The 15,880-nt window shown below is 42.5% G+C and carries 13 protein-coding genes; 2 read left to right on the top strand and 11 right to left on the bottom strand.

Annotation, left to right across the window (positions count from 1 at the left end; all coding sequences use genetic code 11):
• Positions 1 to 5: 5 nt before the first annotated feature.
• From UE46_RS03750 to UE46_RS03730, 5 genes are all read right to left on the bottom strand, one after another.
• On the bottom strand, positions 6 to 923 hold the full coding sequence (locus tag UE46_RS03750; protein WP_036059580.1) for a PTS system mannose/fructose/sorbose family transporter subunit IID: 918 nt from the start codon (positions 921 to 923) through the stop codon (positions 6 to 8).
• A 24-nt stretch (positions 924 to 947) separates the two neighbouring features.
• On the bottom strand, positions 948 to 1,754 hold the full coding sequence (locus UE46_RS03745; RefSeq protein WP_036059583.1) for a PTS mannose/fructose/sorbose transporter subunit IIC: 807 nt from the start codon (positions 1,752 to 1,754) through the stop codon (positions 948 to 950).
• Between the two features lie 21 nt (positions 1,755 to 1,775).
• Complete coding sequence (locus UE46_RS03740) at positions 1,776 to 2,759, bottom strand: mannose/fructose/sorbose PTS transporter subunit IIA (RefSeq protein WP_036059585.1); 984 nt, start codon at positions 2,757 to 2,759, stop codon at positions 1,776 to 1,778.
• A 263-nt stretch (positions 2,760 to 3,022) separates the two neighbouring features.
• Positions 3,023 to 3,442: a universal stress protein gene (locus UE46_RS03735; RefSeq protein WP_118907406.1), complete on the bottom strand. Its 420-nt coding sequence runs from the start codon at positions 3,440 to 3,442 to the stop codon at positions 3,023 to 3,025.
• A 14-nt stretch (positions 3,443 to 3,456) separates the two neighbouring features.
• Entirely contained in the window at positions 3,457 to 4,656 is a 1,200-nt protein-coding gene (locus UE46_RS03730) for an MFS transporter (protein WP_051492832.1), read from the bottom strand.
• A 148-nt stretch (positions 4,657 to 4,804) separates the two neighbouring features.
• Between UE46_RS03730 and UE46_RS03725 the strand changes: the two genes are divergently transcribed.
• The gene (locus UE46_RS03725) at positions 4,805 to 5,350 is read left to right on the top strand and encodes a PadR family transcriptional regulator (RefSeq protein ID WP_036059591.1); all 546 of its coding nucleotides are present in this window, start codon (positions 4,805 to 4,807) and stop codon (positions 5,348 to 5,350) included.
• 289 nt (positions 5,351 to 5,639) lie between these two features.
• On the opposite strand, the gene UE46_RS03720 is transcribed toward UE46_RS03725, so the two are convergent.
• The 4 genes from UE46_RS03720 to UE46_RS16245 form a co-directional block, all read right to left on the bottom strand.
• Positions 5,640 to 6,032 (bottom strand): hypothetical protein, encoded by a 393-nt coding sequence (locus UE46_RS03720; RefSeq protein WP_036059593.1) that lies wholly within the window; start codon positions 6,030 to 6,032, stop codon positions 5,640 to 5,642.
• A gap of 95 nt (positions 6,033 to 6,127) precedes the next feature.
• Positions 6,128 to 6,319: a hypothetical protein gene (locus UE46_RS03715; RefSeq protein WP_036059595.1), complete on the bottom strand. Its 192-nt coding sequence runs from the start codon at positions 6,317 to 6,319 to the stop codon at positions 6,128 to 6,130.
• Positions 6,320 to 6,510: 191 nt separating this feature from the next.
• Positions 6,511 to 7,899, bottom strand: coding sequence for an amino acid permease (locus UE46_RS03710; RefSeq protein WP_036059597.1), 1,389 nt, complete (start codon positions 7,897 to 7,899; stop codon positions 6,511 to 6,513).
• A gap of 68 nt (positions 7,900 to 7,967) precedes the next feature.
• Entirely contained in the window at positions 7,968 to 8,129 is a 162-nt protein-coding gene (locus UE46_RS16245) for a hypothetical protein (RefSeq protein WP_159103085.1), read from the bottom strand.
• A gap of 116 nt (positions 8,130 to 8,245) precedes the next feature.
• On the opposite strand from UE46_RS16245, the gene UE46_RS03705 reads away from it, so the two are divergent.
• Complete coding sequence (locus UE46_RS03705; RefSeq protein WP_036059598.1) at positions 8,246 to 9,979, top strand: pyruvate oxidase; 1,734 nt, start codon at positions 8,246 to 8,248, stop codon at positions 9,977 to 9,979.
• A gap of 157 nt (positions 9,980 to 10,136) precedes the next feature.
• On the opposite strand, the gene UE46_RS03700 is transcribed toward UE46_RS03705, so the two are convergent.
• Positions 10,137 to 10,391 carry a hypothetical protein gene (locus tag UE46_RS03700; protein WP_036059599.1) on the bottom strand — a complete coding sequence of 85 codons (255 nt, stop codon included), beginning with the start codon at positions 10,389 to 10,391 and terminating at the stop codon, positions 10,137 to 10,139.
• A gap of 70 nt (positions 10,392 to 10,461) precedes the next feature.
• Positions 10,462 to 15,729, bottom strand: a complete 5,268-nt coding sequence (locus UE46_RS03695) for an FN3 associated domain-containing protein (RefSeq protein WP_233230980.1) — start codon at positions 15,727 to 15,729, stop codon at positions 10,462 to 10,464.
• Positions 15,730 to 15,880 lie beyond the last annotated feature (151 nt).

The raw sequence follows: 15,880 nt of genomic DNA, 5'->3' as shown, positions 1-15,880 counted from the left end.
TATTTTTACAGAAGTCCGATTAGGTGACCAACTACACCAACTACGAATAGTCCTAGAATGATGATGATTGGACTGATTTTTTTCTTAAGCAACCACATACAGAAGAATGTAAGTAGCAATGCTGCAAGTCCTGGAATTAAGTTGTCCAAGTTTTGTTGTAAAGTCGTTACTTTTATTTCAGAAAGTGCTAAACCTGCATTTTGTTGTTCTAGTGCTGTTTTGATACCTTCAGCGCCTTTTGGAAGTTTGTCCCAATCGATATAGGCACCTTCATCTAATTTAACCTTGGATATTATAGGCGCAAACTGAATGGATACCCACCTCTGAACCAAGGCGGCGAGTACGAACATCCCGAGTATGGAGGCACCTTTTGTAATGTCTTGCAAGATACCACCAGAAAGATCGTCTGTAATTTTAGAACCGGCTTTGTAGCCAAATTCTTGTGTATACCACATGAAGCCCCAACGAATAATGTTCCAAGCTACGAAGAAAATGATTGGGCCAAGGATATTCCCGCTGATTGCAAGAGAAGCTCCTAGTGCACCTAGCATTGGACGAATTGTGAACCAGAATACCGGGTCACCGATACCAGCTAAAGGTCCCATCATACCAACCTTAACCCCTTGGATTGCTACGTCATCAACTGGCGCACCATTTGCACGTTCTTCTTCCAGTGCAAGTGTTACTCCAAGAATTGGTGATGCTACATATGGATGTGTATTAAAGAATTCCAAGTGACGTTTCATCGCCGCTGAACGGTCTTCTTTTGATTTATATAATTTTTTAATTGCTGGAATCATTGAGAAAGCCCAGCCGCCATTTTGCATACGTTCATAGTTCCAAGAACCTTGAATGAACGTTGAGCGCCATGCAACGCTTAGACGATCTTTTTTCGTTAATACGATTTTTTCTGCTTCTGCCATTCTTTTCTCCTCCTTTTTTTCAGTTTAATAGTCGTTTAGGATGTCGCCAAGCGGATCTTTAGAGTTACCTCCGCCACCACCGTTTGAATTACCGCCACCCATTTTAGAAAGGTTAAGGTAAATAAGTGCTAACGCGACACCTAGAGCCCCTAGTGCAATAAGTGTTAATTGTGAAATTGCTGCTACGACAAAACCGATGATGAAAAATGGCCATACTTCTTTTGTTGCCATCATGTTGATAACGAGTGCATAACCTACTGCTACTACCATTCCCCCACCAATAGCCATACCGTCAGTCAACCAAGCTGGCATTGATTCTAAGAAAGATTGAACTGTTTGTGCTGGAATAAATAAAAGTGCTGCTGCTGGAATCGCGATACGAAGACCTTGCATACAGATTGCACCAATATGCAACCACTCAAGTTCTCTGAAGCTTCCCTTGGCTGCCGCTCTATCCATTAAATGCACGATTGGAACTGCCAATGTACGAACGATCATTGTTAAGAAAAGTCCTGCTACTGCAAGTGGAATTGCAATGGCAATCGCAGACGGAATACCCGCAACGCCTTGTCCACCTAATACTAAAATAATTGCTGATGCGATAGATGCAAGTGCTGCATCTGGTGCTACGGCTGCTCCAATATTCGCCCAACCAAGTGCGATCATTTGAAGTGTTCCGCCAAGGATAATACATGCTGTTAAGTTACCTGTTACTAGACCGATTAATGTACATGCTACTAGCGGCTGATGGAATTGAAATTCATCTAGAATTCCTTCAATACCAGCTAGAAAGGCAATAAGTATTACTAAAATAATTGCTATTACAGACATAATAAACCTCCCATTTTAATTTTATTTCTGTGCACTTAACTCCGATTTTGCTTTTTTAAGAATCTCATCCATGTTCGCGCTTGAATCATTTGGAACTTTACGAACGTCAAATTTGATACCTTTTGCTTTTAATTCTTCAAATGCTTTTACGTCATCTGGACCCATTGCAAGTACTTTACTTACAACTGCTTTACCGACTGAGTGAGCCATGGAACCGACATTCACTTGTTCGATATCAACGCCGCCTTCTACAGCACGGAGAACATCTTGTGGGTTTTCGAATAATAGAAGCGCTTTTGTATTTCCAAAACGAGTGTCTTTTGAAATCTCAATCATTTTCTCGACTGGAATAACATTGGCTTTAACGCCTGGTGGTGCTGCTTGTTCGATTAATTTTTTGCGAAGATCATCTTTGGAGACCGCGTCAGAAACAACGATAATCCGACTTGGATTAGTTGATTTTGTCCATGCCGTTGCTACTTGACCGTGTAATAAACGAGAATCTACACGTACTAAAACAAATTTGATTTTGCCGTCACCAACAACTGTGTTTGGAGCAAGTGTTTCTTGTGACGTAGCTTGTTCTGCCACTACTTCTTGTGGTTGCAATTCTTCTGGTTTAGCGCGGACGCCCTCTTTCGCAGGTCCCATAATGCTTGCTGCAATTTCATGTGCAGAATTCATTGTAAAACGTGATGAGAACGCTTCAATCAACATTGGCAAATTTAGTCCAGCTACGATCGCCCACTTATCTTTGTGGTCTTCGAATAAACCGTTTGCTTGGTTGAATGGTGTTCCTCCCCATAGATCGACCAAGAATAGTACTTCATCTTGGTTATCAAATGACGCAATAGCTTCTTGCATTTTCGCCTTCACATCATCAGGGCCTTCGCTTGGCATCAGAGTGATTGCTTTTACGTTTTCTTGTTCACCGAATATCATTGTTCCGGATTGCAAGATACCTTCAGCAAATTCACCATGTGTTGCGAGGATAATTCCTACCATCTGTTTCCCTCCTACATAATTAAATTTAACTCCACTTAGTAATATAGCAATTTCCGTGCCAACTTTAGTGTATCAATCTAAAAACGCCTATTTACCAACGTTAAAAACAATCACACCAATACAGATACTCTTAGTGTATTACCTTTTGATACGGCCTATTTTCACACCTCGACTTAGTGTATTGTCGTAATCCAATATTGTATTCATCCACAAAAAAGTACTACAAACCCGCTTGAACAGCCGTTTGCAGTACTTCTTTTGTGTTATTTAATTAATAATACGGGACACTCGGCGTGCTCTATCACTTTTTTTGCTACGCTTCCGATCGTCACTTTTTGAACGAGCGATAAATCGTGATGTCCCATAATCAACATGTCAATCTCAGAATCCGCCGCATATTTTGTCACTTCTTTTGCTGGGAAACCATTTAGAATAACTGTTCCATATACCAAATCTGCTTCGTTTAGCACCGAACCTTTTTCAGCAAGCATTTTCTGTGCATCTGTCGCTAAATTTTCTTCCACATTAACGCCAACCTCAATGTCCTCGGCAATTGCTTTGGCATTGATCACATGTATGAGCGTGATTTCCGGTGGCTCTGCGAGTGCTTGACATAGTTCCAATGTTTTTCTCAAGATTTTTTTTGATAGTTGATCGTCTGCAATTAATACGGCTAATTTCATGCTAATACCTCCATTTAATCAAGTGCTGTCAATGCTTTTCTTCCTACGAGCAAAATCATAATTCCGATAAGTACTGCTAATCCTGCTACATAAAACGTCACATGTGGGTTGAACCAAACGGCCAAACTACCAGCAAGCCAAGGCGCGATGGCACCACCTGTGAAGCGGATGAAACTGTATGCTGATGAGGCTGTCGCGCGTTCTACTGGTGAAACGACCATCACCGCCGATGTGATTAGCGTGTTATTGATCCCTTGGAAAAAGCCTGCTATCACGATGCAAACCGATATGATCGTACTGTGATTTGCGCCAATGCCCATAATGATCAACACAATCGCGAAAAACGCCAAAGCTCCCATCATTACAAGTTTCGTACCCCACATTTCTTCCAATCGCGGCGCTACAAAAACAGACGAAATCGCAAGCATTAAGCCCCAACCGAAGAACACGAGTCCGACTTGAATCGCGCTATATCCTACCATTAAGAATGGCGAATATGCGAGTAATGTGAAAAATCCGAAGTTGTAAAAAAGTGCTGTTAAACCTGTGACAAGTAACCCTTTATGACGGAGGGCTGTCAATGAACCCCAGAATTTCGATTTCACTTTTGGTTTGGGAATTGGATCTAGCAACATGATGATCGCTACAAATCCAACTGCCATTAAAACTGCTACCCCGAAAAATGGCGCGCGCCAAGTGATGCTACCAAGAACTCCGCCAACAAGTGGTCCGACTGACATTCCAAGTCCCATTGCTGCTTCGTACATGATAATCGCTTTTTCCGTTGCGCCAGAACTAACAGCGATAATTGTTGCCAGTGCTGTTGAAATAAAGAGCGCGTTTCCTAGCCCCCAGCCTGCCCGCAAGCCAACTAATTGTCCAACAGATTGTGATAGTCCGCCGAGTGATGCAAAAATAATAATAATAATAAGTCCGATGAGCAATGTCATTTTGGCTCCGATTCGACTAGATATAAAGCCTGTAAATAGCATCACAACCCCCGTTACTAACATATAACTCGTAAATAATAATGATGTTTGCGCTGGTGTTGCATGCAGTTGTTCCGAAATTGATTTTAATATCGGATCTACTAAACCAATGCCCATAAAAGCGACAACACATGAAAAAGCTACTGCTAAAGCCGATTTTGGCTGATGCAGCAAACTTTTTAAAACGCCTTCTTCTTTATTTTCTAGTACTTTTCCTTCTACCACGTCTACCACTCCTGTTTGTTTATTACCTTATTTTGATTATACTCCTGACATAGCTTTTATGTCAATATTGACATGTTTGTTTTTACATGTATTTTTAAATAGGATATGGTATACTAAACGAATAAAAGTTGCGTTGGAGGGGTTCAAATTGAATACACTGAGTTATGTTTTGCTATGTATGCTCGCTAGAAAATCCTGTACAGGCTACGAATTAAAACAATATATGGAACTATTTTGGCAAGCGCATCACAGTCAAATCTATACGGTTCTAGGTAAAATGGAGGCAGAAGGCTACGTACAGTTCGAGGCAGATCCAGATACGACGAAAAAAATCTATTCGCTTACCGATAAAGGTGTGCAAGCCGTGAGCGACTGGGTTTTGGAAGATACACCCGAGCCGATTAGTCGCGATGAGTTCCTCGCTAAGATCTACGTGATCGCTTTGATGGATAAAAACACTGTTGTGCAGCTTTTTAACGATCGCCGCAGACATTATAAAAAAAGAGCCACGATTAACAAACCGAAACTTGCAGAACTAGAAATTTTGCAGAAAGACCCGACTCGAAAAGAAGAATGGCGCAATTCATTTGGACGCTATTTGATCGTGAAGCGTCGCGATGACCTTTGCACGCAAGAGCTTGAATGGTGCGATTGGGCTGAGGATTTGTATCATAGTTCGTTTGATAAGATATGAAAAAAAGCGTTGAAAAGACAGTTTGTATGTCTTTTCAACGCTTTTTCTAGTGCTTTTCTAGTTTTCTATCAACCACTGCAATCAAGACGGCCAGTTCACTCCTAAATCATTGAAGATAATGGACCTCACTTCTCGGAATAACTCTAATCCAATCACGAAAATTATGAATGCCATTAAATATCGGAGCCCTCTTCTCCATTCCTTCTTTTCAAAAGTATAGAATGCCAAAGATGCAGCTGCTATCGTACAGATAATATAGAAAATGAGTTTCAAAGTAACCGTGTTACACTCACTCCTCGATTTTATTGCTGATTTTTACACCCGCAGATTCTAATTGCAAAACAATATTTTCGACTGTTTCTCCGAATGGAATTTCGAACCGATAATACTTACCGTTTGCCATATACACGCGAATCACCCGATTGTGATTAGACCAGAACTGATTCCAAATATTTTTCGTCCGTAGCTCTATTTTGACTATTTCTTTTAACTCTAATTTAAAATTCGCGGGTTTCTGTAATAGCGTCATGAATGCCTTCTTACGGGCCAAATCGTCACATTCCTCCACGCGCCTTGCCTGTTTCTTCTTTGCTAGTTGATACGGAAAATAAAACAATAAGCTTCCTATGCTATTAGCCCCGACACTCGCATCAAAAGCTTGCCGATTATAAAAAATCCCCACCGACTTGAATAAAATACAACCTCCTGCTGTCCGCGTAAACTCGCATATACCGATCAAATAAAACTGCTTTCTTCTTTACTATGTGAAAAAACATATTATTCTCCTCTAAATAACCGCTGTATTGGACATTGCCTTAATTTCATTTCATCATTTACTTTTCGATATAAATCCTGCCTCACTTGTTGACTCCGATTTCGAATTTCTTCTTTTTTCGAGTAACTAAACCATGCCATTCCAATAAAAATAATAGCTATAAAAATCAGGCCCGCTGCAATAATTTTTCTCACGACAAGAAGCTCCCTTATCTTTTTTACATTTAGCGTATCATAAAAATAGCGTCAAAAACCAAATTTGTCGTGAACGTAGTGATTTTGATCTTGAACGCGTCGTCAAAATACAAAATTCCGATTTTTACATTTCAAAACTCATTTCCCAATAAAAAGAGAATCCGATCTTTCAAGGATTCTCTTTTTTTAAATTATGCGTTTAATTTGGAATGTCTTCTTCCATAAACGAAATAAACGACCAATCCAATCACGAACCAGATTGCAAATGAGATCCATGTAATTGCGGAAAGATTCAAGATCAAGTAGACACACAATAGGAATGACAATGCTGGCACATAAGGATATAGCGGTGTTTTAAATCCAGCTGTCGGTAAATCCTTATTTTTACGTAAGAAGAAAATTCCTAGAGATACCATCGAAAATGCGAACAATGTTCCGATATTAATCAATTCGGCCAATTGCGCTAGTGGTACAATACCTGAAACTAGACCCATCGATATCGCGAAAATTAACGTGTTTCGAACTGGTGTATTGCGTTTTCCTAATTTAGAGAAACTTTTCGGTAGCAAACCATCACGACCCATAGCGAACAGCAAACGTGTTCCACCGTAAGACATAACGAGAATTACCGTCGTCATCCCAACAATCGCGCCGAGTGAAAGTAATCCTGCAAACCAATTTTGTCCGATTGCTTGGAGTGCAAAGGCAACAGGTGCGCTAACTCCTTCTAGATCACCATAAGGCACAATCCCTGTCAAAACACCGGATAGCAAGATGTATAAAAGCGTACAAATAGCTAGCGATGAAATGATACCGATTGGCATGTTACGCTGTGGATTTTTTACTTCTTCCGATGCCGTTGAAACCGCGTCAAAACCGATATAAGCGAAGAATACCATCGACGCCCCCGTAATAACACCGCTAAATCCAAACGGCAAGAACGGCGTCCAGTTATCTGGTTTTACATAGAAAACACCGACAACGATGAATAAAACAACGACCGCTACTTTCAAAAGTACCATAATATTATTCACACGCGTTGACTCTTTAATCCCTAAACTTAGTAAAATACCAATAATAATAATGATTGAAAAAGCTAAAACGTCGAAATAAGTGCCTTTTTCAGGGTTATAAGAGCCTGATATTGCATCTGGAATATGGAGACTAAAACCTGCCAGAAGACTTTTTACGTAGGATGCCCAACCACTTGCTACTGCAGCAACAGCCAGCCCATACTCAAGCAATAATGACCACCCTAGTATCCATGCAATTCCTTCACCGAACACGTGGTAACTATATGTATACGCACTACCCGCAATCGGCAGTTTAGAAGCGAATTCTGAATAACAAAGTGCCGCCAAACAGCAAGCCAACCCTGCAATAATAAATGAAATAATGATTCCTGGTCCCGCATACATAGAGGCAATTTCTCCTGGTAAAATAAAAATACCTGCCCCAACTACAGCTCCGACGCCAAGCATCGTTAAATCAAAAGCACCCAACGTCTTATTCAAATGCTGCGACCCGCTAGTTTCTAAATGAAATTTCTTTTTTCTGAAAAATGAATTATTGTTTCCCATCAAACTCCTCCGATCTGTATATGAAGTTTAGCATAATTTTCGGACTACTTCAACCACCTGCGGGAAATTTACCCAACTAATTCTTGCAGTGCCCTGTCAAATGCCTCACGCCCAGCGACTGTTTCTTCTAGATCCCTATGTTTCTTTAATATCTCAACCGTTTGCTCCAAAATGAGTAGGTCTTGAAGCGCCATATTCAATTTTCTAAATAATAGCCCTACTCCCATCATACTAATTCCCCAAACAATATTCAATATCAACTTTCACTCTATTCCAAAAAGTTTTCCATTTATACGATAGGGTAAAAAAAGAATGTAGTTAATTTCACTAAGGAGGAAGATAAATCATGTCAAAAATGAAAGCAAGTACAGCGCTCGTTAACGTCTTAAAAAATTGGGACATCGATCATGTCTACGGGATCCCAGGTGATTCTATCGATACTGTGGTTGACGCGCTCCGCAAAGAACAGGATACTATCAAATTCATTCACGTCCGCCACGAGGAAGTCGCAACACTTGCGGCCTCGTCATATACGAAACTCACTGGCAAAATCGGCGTTGCTTTAGCCATCGGTGGCCCCGGCGCAATTCATATGCTAAACGGCATGTACGACGCCAAAATGGATAACGTTCCCATGCTCGTTCTAGCAGGCCAAGTTCCAACCAGCGTCGCCAACACAAAATATTTCCAAGAAGTCGACTTACCAACCTTATTTACCGATGTCGCCGTTTTCAATAAACAAATCGAAGACGCCGAAACATTGCCAGACATCGTGGACGTAGCCATTCGCACTGCTTACGAGAAAAAAGGAGTCGCTGTTTTAACGATTCCAAATGATATCCTGCTCACAGAAATCAACCATACCGTAGCTGCCAAACAAGAAGTTTTCCAACAAGTTAAGCCTGAAATCTCTACAGAAAGCATCGCCCAAGCGGCCGAACTTATCAAATCCGCCAAAAACCCTGTGATCCTAGCTGGCGTCGGAACCAAACATGCCAAAGAAGCGCTCGTCCAATTTTCCGAACATACGAAAACACCCGTCATCATCTCCTTACCAGCCAAAGGAATCATGCCAGATGACCATCCGAACTTCCTAGGAAACCTTGGTAAAATCGGCACGAAACCTGCCTATGAAGCGATGCAAGACGCGGATCTATTACTTATGATTGGCAATGATTACCCCTATACAGACTACCTACCACAAGAAAGCGTGAAAAGTATCCAAATCGATATTGACCCAGCAAAAATTGGCCACCGCTTCCCAGCAACTGTCGGTATTGTAGGAGATGCGAAAGAAGCGCTAACCGCTCTAATCGAAGCAACTGATTACATAGCGACGCGCGCCTTTCTGGAAGCCAGTCAAGAAAACATGGCCAACTGGTGGAAATGGCTTCGCGAAGACGAGGCGAAAACAACGACTCCGATCGCGCCAGAAGCCGTCATGGCACAGGTCCAAAAAATCGCCGACAAAGACACTATCTTCTCCATCGATGTTGGAACTTCTACCGTTTGGAGCACCCGCTATTTACACCTCGGTCATCACAATGATTTCTTGATTTCCGCATGGCTTGGAACAATGGGCTGCGCGCTTCCCGGAGCGATTGCTGCCAAACAAGCCTTCCCAGATCGCCAAGTTATCGCCATTACAGGGGACGGCGGATTCTCGATGGTTATGCAAGATTTCGTCACAGCAGTAGGCTATAAGATGCCGATGATCGTCATTGTTCTCAATAATAAAGAACTTTCTTTCATTAAGTATGAACAACAATCCGCCGGCGAGCTAAATTACGCGATTGACCTTCCGGATATCAACTACGCTCAGTTCGCTGAAAGCTGTGGCGGTCTAGGTTTTCGCGTAGAAACATTCGACGAGCTCGAATCAGCCTTCAAAGCCGCGCGCAATGCTTCCCTTCCAGTGATTATCGATATCGCGGTAGACAGCAACGCCGCGCCACTCCCAGGGAAAATCGTGATGGACGAAGCGCTTGGCTATACAAAATTTGAAATCCGTTCCATCACAGAAGACCATCGCTTTAGCAAAATGCCACCCCTAAAAACAATTATTCGCCGTTTCTTTTAACACAAAAAATACGATGCTAGCGCCGTTCATGCCTAGCATCGTATTTTTATTTTAAGAATAGAAGGCGACGGTTTAAATACGTAGCGCCTATCAAACTTATCCCACACAGCATCTTGATACTCGATTTCATACCATTGCATCATCCAAAGCCTCCTAGTCAAGCGAACCAGCTAGTTACAATCACACTTGCTGCAATCAAAATCACCGCGCTAGCAAAAAGACTGCCGAAAATATAATGTTTCGCTTTCAAATTAGACAGCGAGACAAATAAGAAACAAACACCAAGTACGATTTGAATCCAAACTGGAAATGCCAACCCAGCTTTCGTCTGCACCATATAGTAAATAATATTAACCAAAATCACCGCATAGATCACACCTACAACACCAACTATCATTTTTCCAGCACTCATTTTTAACTCCCCCGACATAAAAAGCCATTTACCTCACAGTATACATGAGATAAATGGCTTTTCCAATCTATTATTTCGTTAGTGGTCCCCAATTGTTCGTTGTAAAAGCACGTACAGTCAGTTTGGCATTCGCGTTCAGTATTGTTCCTGCTTCGTATTTCGTAGCAGTACTTGAAACAACGCCGTTCGCGCCCATTGGGTCGCTGCCGTCTGTTGTGTAGTAAACGTCGGTTCCAGCGTTAGGATTTTCTAACACCACACCCGCACCGTTTGCCACGACTTTCACACCTTGCAACGTATGCGCCATGCCATATTTCGCCCACATTTCGAGCGAATATTTCACGCGATCTGCGGTTTGGTTTTGCACTTTGACTTGCACATTCAGCCAATCTTTATACATCGTACTTCTCGCGCCCATGTATGCTGCATCCAGTTTGTAGGCCCCGTCGATTTCTTTCTGGTTATCCGCGATGAGTTGCTTCACATTTGCCACCGACAATGGGGCTCCTGCTGCACCTGCGAAATCACCACTTGCTGGACCAATTTGTGCTAAAACTTGATCCTTCACGAGCGTTTTGAATTCCAAATTTCCAGCGGTTGCTGTTTGGCTATCACCAGAGAAATTCCCGAAGAAATCACCAGCGCCGCGTCTTGATGTCGCATCGATCCACTTAAAGCGATACGTTCCACCGCCACCCGCCAGCGCGGAATAACTTGTTCCAGTACCACCATTATTGTAGAAAGCACCATCCGTATCATTGACGTTGAATTTCATTTTAACGCCAGTTCCATTCAAAATATCATTCGAAACGACGGCATCTACTTCGCGCTCCGTATCCACGAACATGAATAGAATCTGCATTTTTATCATGTCTTCCACATCAACATAATTCTTAAATTCCTGGAAGTTTTTCGCTGCAGCAACAGCTTTTACTTTTGTCAAAATTGCCGTATTTCCATCGCCAGCCTCGACAATTCCCGGTACAAAATAGCCATCTTGGAAGCGAATTTTCGTATAATCATCATCGCTACCGCCGAAGTATTCTTCAAACATATTTTGACCGAAATCTTCACGCATCGTTTTCACACCCATATATTTTCCGTTGTAGAAATAATGCACGTATCTTGCGTGTAGTGAAATCTTATTCATTTGTTGCGCTAGCGTGTTGGTTACTTTTTCGTCGTAACGGTTGTAACCAAGATTGTAGATGTCATTTTGTGGGCCGTCTTGACCTTCTTTTAGTTCCAGTTTGCTAAATTTACCTACAACTGGGAATGCTTCGCCTTGTGTTGCATCAAAGAAGTTGTATTTTGCTTTTTTCGCACCGTAATCACGATTGAATTTCACCGCGACACCTGAATTGTATTGCCCAGAGCTGACTTGTCCGAATTTTTTCGCGCCTGCATAACTGACGTAATTCGTTCCGCCTTTATTCATGTGCGTGTCTAAATACTCGAATGTGCCTGGTACGTAAGTCGTTGCGTTCAGACTCGTCGCGCTTCCTGTCTCGGAAACAATCGGGAAATCGTCAATGCCTTGCGCGTATTCATCACTTGTTATCGTGTTTTTATACTGCCATTGATATCCGGATGTCACTTCATTTTTGTAGTTGTCACGCAGAACGTAGGTGCTTGAAATAACGCCTGTATTGCCGTCCGCATCATATGCGTACACTTTGACGACGGATGTTTTACTAATCGTGATAGGTCCTGTGTAGACCGTTCCTTTTGTCGCGCTCGGATCTGTGATGCCGTCGAGCGTATATTTGATGGTTGTTCCAGCCTTTGAAGACAAGCTCAATTCAAAACCGGTATCGTAAACGCCTCGTTCTTTGCTAAATTGTACGGTATAATTTTCTTGTCCATCGTTGTTCGTTTTCGCGAATGTTTCAGAACTAAATACCGTCAAATTCTTACTCGCATCTGGCTTGCGTCCGAATGTTTGGTTGTACGCTTGTTTCGTATACTTGATCGAGTCCACCGTTTTCATCGTTGTACCGACTTTTGCGGATAAAATCACATCACCACTGCCGCCGATTTCAAAACTCAGATGGTTATTTCCAAGCTCGGTCGCCTTATCAGAATACAGAATCCGGTAGCCTTTTGCAGGAATCAGGAAGTTGGAGAATTCGAATTTGTCGAGCGTCTTCGTTTTGTCCGTCAAGTACATTCCTTTATCTAAAATAACTGGTACATCATTGTCGTTATAAAGCTCAATCCATGCTGCTTTTGAGCTCGCGGTGCCTTCTGATGATAACTCGTTGATATAGACGTTTTTAATTTTGTCTGGTGTAGTCAGTGCGCCAGCGATTCCTGGGCCTTTCCCATTGTTTTTATATGTCACAACTAGCCTCGCTGCTTGGGCATTGCCGCCTTGATAAACGCTACCGATATAATTATCGCCATCTATGCGAAACGCCATCGCTTGGCCATCTTTCCAGCCTGCTAAACGATTTTCGTCGATGATGTCTTTCAAGTTTGCGGTACGGACAATCTGGTTGCTCGCCGTGAATGCTGGTTGACTATATTTCACTGCCAAATTGCTATATTCACGCGCGGTGATGTTTCCTGCTACCGCTTTGTACGTTTCAGGATTGCCAAGTTCAGAACGGATCTCCATGTTAGAACTCACTTTTGCCGCATTGGTGTTGTAAGTCGTGAATTCCATGTAAGCATCTTCAATCTCGGCTGTTTCTGGAATGGCAACATTGGTGAATCGCAAAGCTGTCGTTTCTTTGTACGCCGGAGTTAGGTTCGTTGAGTAGTACCCGCCGATTTCTAACGCAGAGCCCAAATCGATTGCTTTTGCTGTGCCGTATTCTTCTGCATCATCGGAAGTAGTCGCGACTTTACCGGTGAAATCGCCATAGCCTGAGTAATATTCGACGACTAATTTCGGCGCCATTGCAGCGTTTGATTCATAAGCACGTGCGAGATAAGATCCTGTTTTATCCCCGTCTATTTTGAAAACGAGATTCGTCACGGCGGGATTGCCAGCACGCATTTCTTCCATGACTGGCGCTAAATCTGCTGTGTTTACGAGGTCGTTCACGGCTACCTTGGCAGGAGTCGTTGTTTTTACGGTATTCATTGTCAGTGGACGATTGGTGAAAGTTGTTACTGCTGGGCTGAATGCACTGCCATTTCCAACTTCTCCAGAAATCGTCAAATTCGTCGGTAGGCTAGATGCATCGCGCGTTGTGAATGTGATATACGCTTTGCTGATAACCGCGTCGGCTGGAAGAACTACATCCGTAAAACGCACAAAAGTTGATTGTGGTACTGCGCCAACGAGACCGTGCAAATCGAGGCCTGTGCTCGTTAAATTGACGGCTGTCGCGCTTACTTCTGCATCATCCGTGCCAGTTTTGACGCTGAATTCTTTTTTAGCCAGTGGTACGTTTTCCGCATCTTCACGAATCGAATAGACGTACGTTTGGACGCCGCTATTTTGTTTCGCATTGTACGCATAGGCCTTTACCGTCATTGTTTTATCAATCGATATTGGACCAGTGTATAGAATACCGTTCGTTTCACTAGGCGCCGTGCCATCTAGTGTATATTTAATCGTGTTGACGCTATCCGATGTCAGCGTTAGATCAAAGCCAGTTTTGTACATGCCTGGTTTTTGATTCAGCGCAATAGCCACAAGTGGTTTCGCGTCGTTATTCGTGCTTTCATATGTGCCTGGTTTATAGGAAACAACATTCGAATCCCCGTCGTTGAAACGTCCCATTGTTTCGCCAAACGCCATCTTCTTCACGTCGAACGTATCTATTTTGTGGAAGCTATCGTCATATTTTGTTGCTAAATAAAGCGTTGTGTCGCGATCCCCCAAGGTGAAGTTCGCCGATGCATTATTCGTCGTCCCGTCCGCTTTCACAATTCGGTACCCTTTTGCAGGTATATAGAGGTTTTTCAGCTCTGATTTTCCTAAAGCACTCGCTTCATCGGAGATAAAAACATCTTTTTCAAAAAAGACAGGCGAGTCGTTGTTATTAAAAATCTCAACCCATCCGTCTTTCTGAGCGTCCGTACCCATGCTTGCTACTTCGTTGATATAAATATTTTTGAGTTTGGCTGGGTCTTTTTCGACATCGTCACCAACTGCGCCATTTTCACTATAGCTGTATTTGATGACTAATTTCGGTTGGTAGGCAGCGGCTGAACCACCTTGATAAACGCTACCAATATAGTTGTCGCCGTCGACTTTAAACGCCAAAGAATTCCCATTTTGCCAGCCCATCAAGCGCGTTTCATCGATAATACTCTTGAGGTTCGGCGTTCGGATGACTTGTCTCGCTGTTGTGAAGGAAGCTTGTTCATATTTCACGCTAGAACCGGTGTAGTTACGGCCACTAATGTTCCCTGCTGCACTCGTGTAGGCCGCTGGATTGCCCAGTTCTGATGAAATAGACATATTGGAAACACGATTTGCCACTGTAGCATAAGTCGTGAATTCTAGATAAGCATCTTCAATTTTCGCATTTTCTGGCAATGCCACATTGGCAAATCGAAAACCGGAAATTTCTTTATACGCTGGCGTTAGTGTTGCTGAATAATAGCCGCCTATTTCCATCCCCGAGTTCAAATCCATCGTTTTATTGACGCCATACTCCTCTGCGTCATCTGATGTACTCGCGATATTCGCTTTGTATTCGCCTGATGCTGATGTATATTCAAGCACCAATTTTGGGGCCATTGCTACGTTTGATTCATAAGAACGCATCACGAATGAGCCAATTCCGCTACCCGTTACTTTAAATACGTAGTCTTTGATGTCCGATGTATTCGCGCGCATTTCGTTTACAATAGAAGAAACATCACTCGTATTAAAAACCGTGTTGACTGCGACAACCGGCGTATTCATTTTCACTGCTGCCTCTGTAAATTGGCGGCTTGTAAAAGAGGTAACTGTACTTGCAAAAGCCGCCTGCGTGCCAAGTTCTCCGGTTATATTAATTGTCGTAGCATTCGCTGCTGATGATGCGTCGCGCGCTGTGAATGAAATATACGCATTGGAAATCTTCGCGTCACTTGGTAAAACAACATCTGCGAACCGTAAGTAAGTGGTCTGTGTTGCTCCTGCTAAACCGTGTAAATCAAGCCCTGTGCTCGTTAGATTTACCGCCGTACTCGTAACTTCTGCATCATCTGTTCCCTTTTGTATTGGATATTCTGTTTTATGACTAAACTTTTTTTCGCTTGCCTGCTCCGTTTTCACAGTTGCCCCAGTGTCCGCCGATGTCGCGATATTCTCAATCGAACTCGGTACTATCAAGGCAACAATCATAGCCGCTGATAAAATTTTCAAGCCAAACTTTTCTCTCTTTTTCATGATTAAATTCATAACTATTTATACATCGATTTTCATGTAAAATAGTCATATCCTCCTTTTCTATTGTGATGTATCACACATTCTGTAGCATCAGTGTTGCATCATTATGCTGTGGTAGACTTTTCTCTCTCGCCTATCTACCCTTAATGAA

The sequence above is a fragment of the Listeria weihenstephanensis genome, from assembly GCF_003534205.1.
GTDB lineage: Bacteria > Bacillota > Bacilli > Lactobacillales > Listeriaceae > Listeria_A > Listeria_A weihenstephanensis.
Note: the sequence above shows the minus strand (reverse complement) of the source record. Positions and strands in the feature narration are given on the sequence as shown.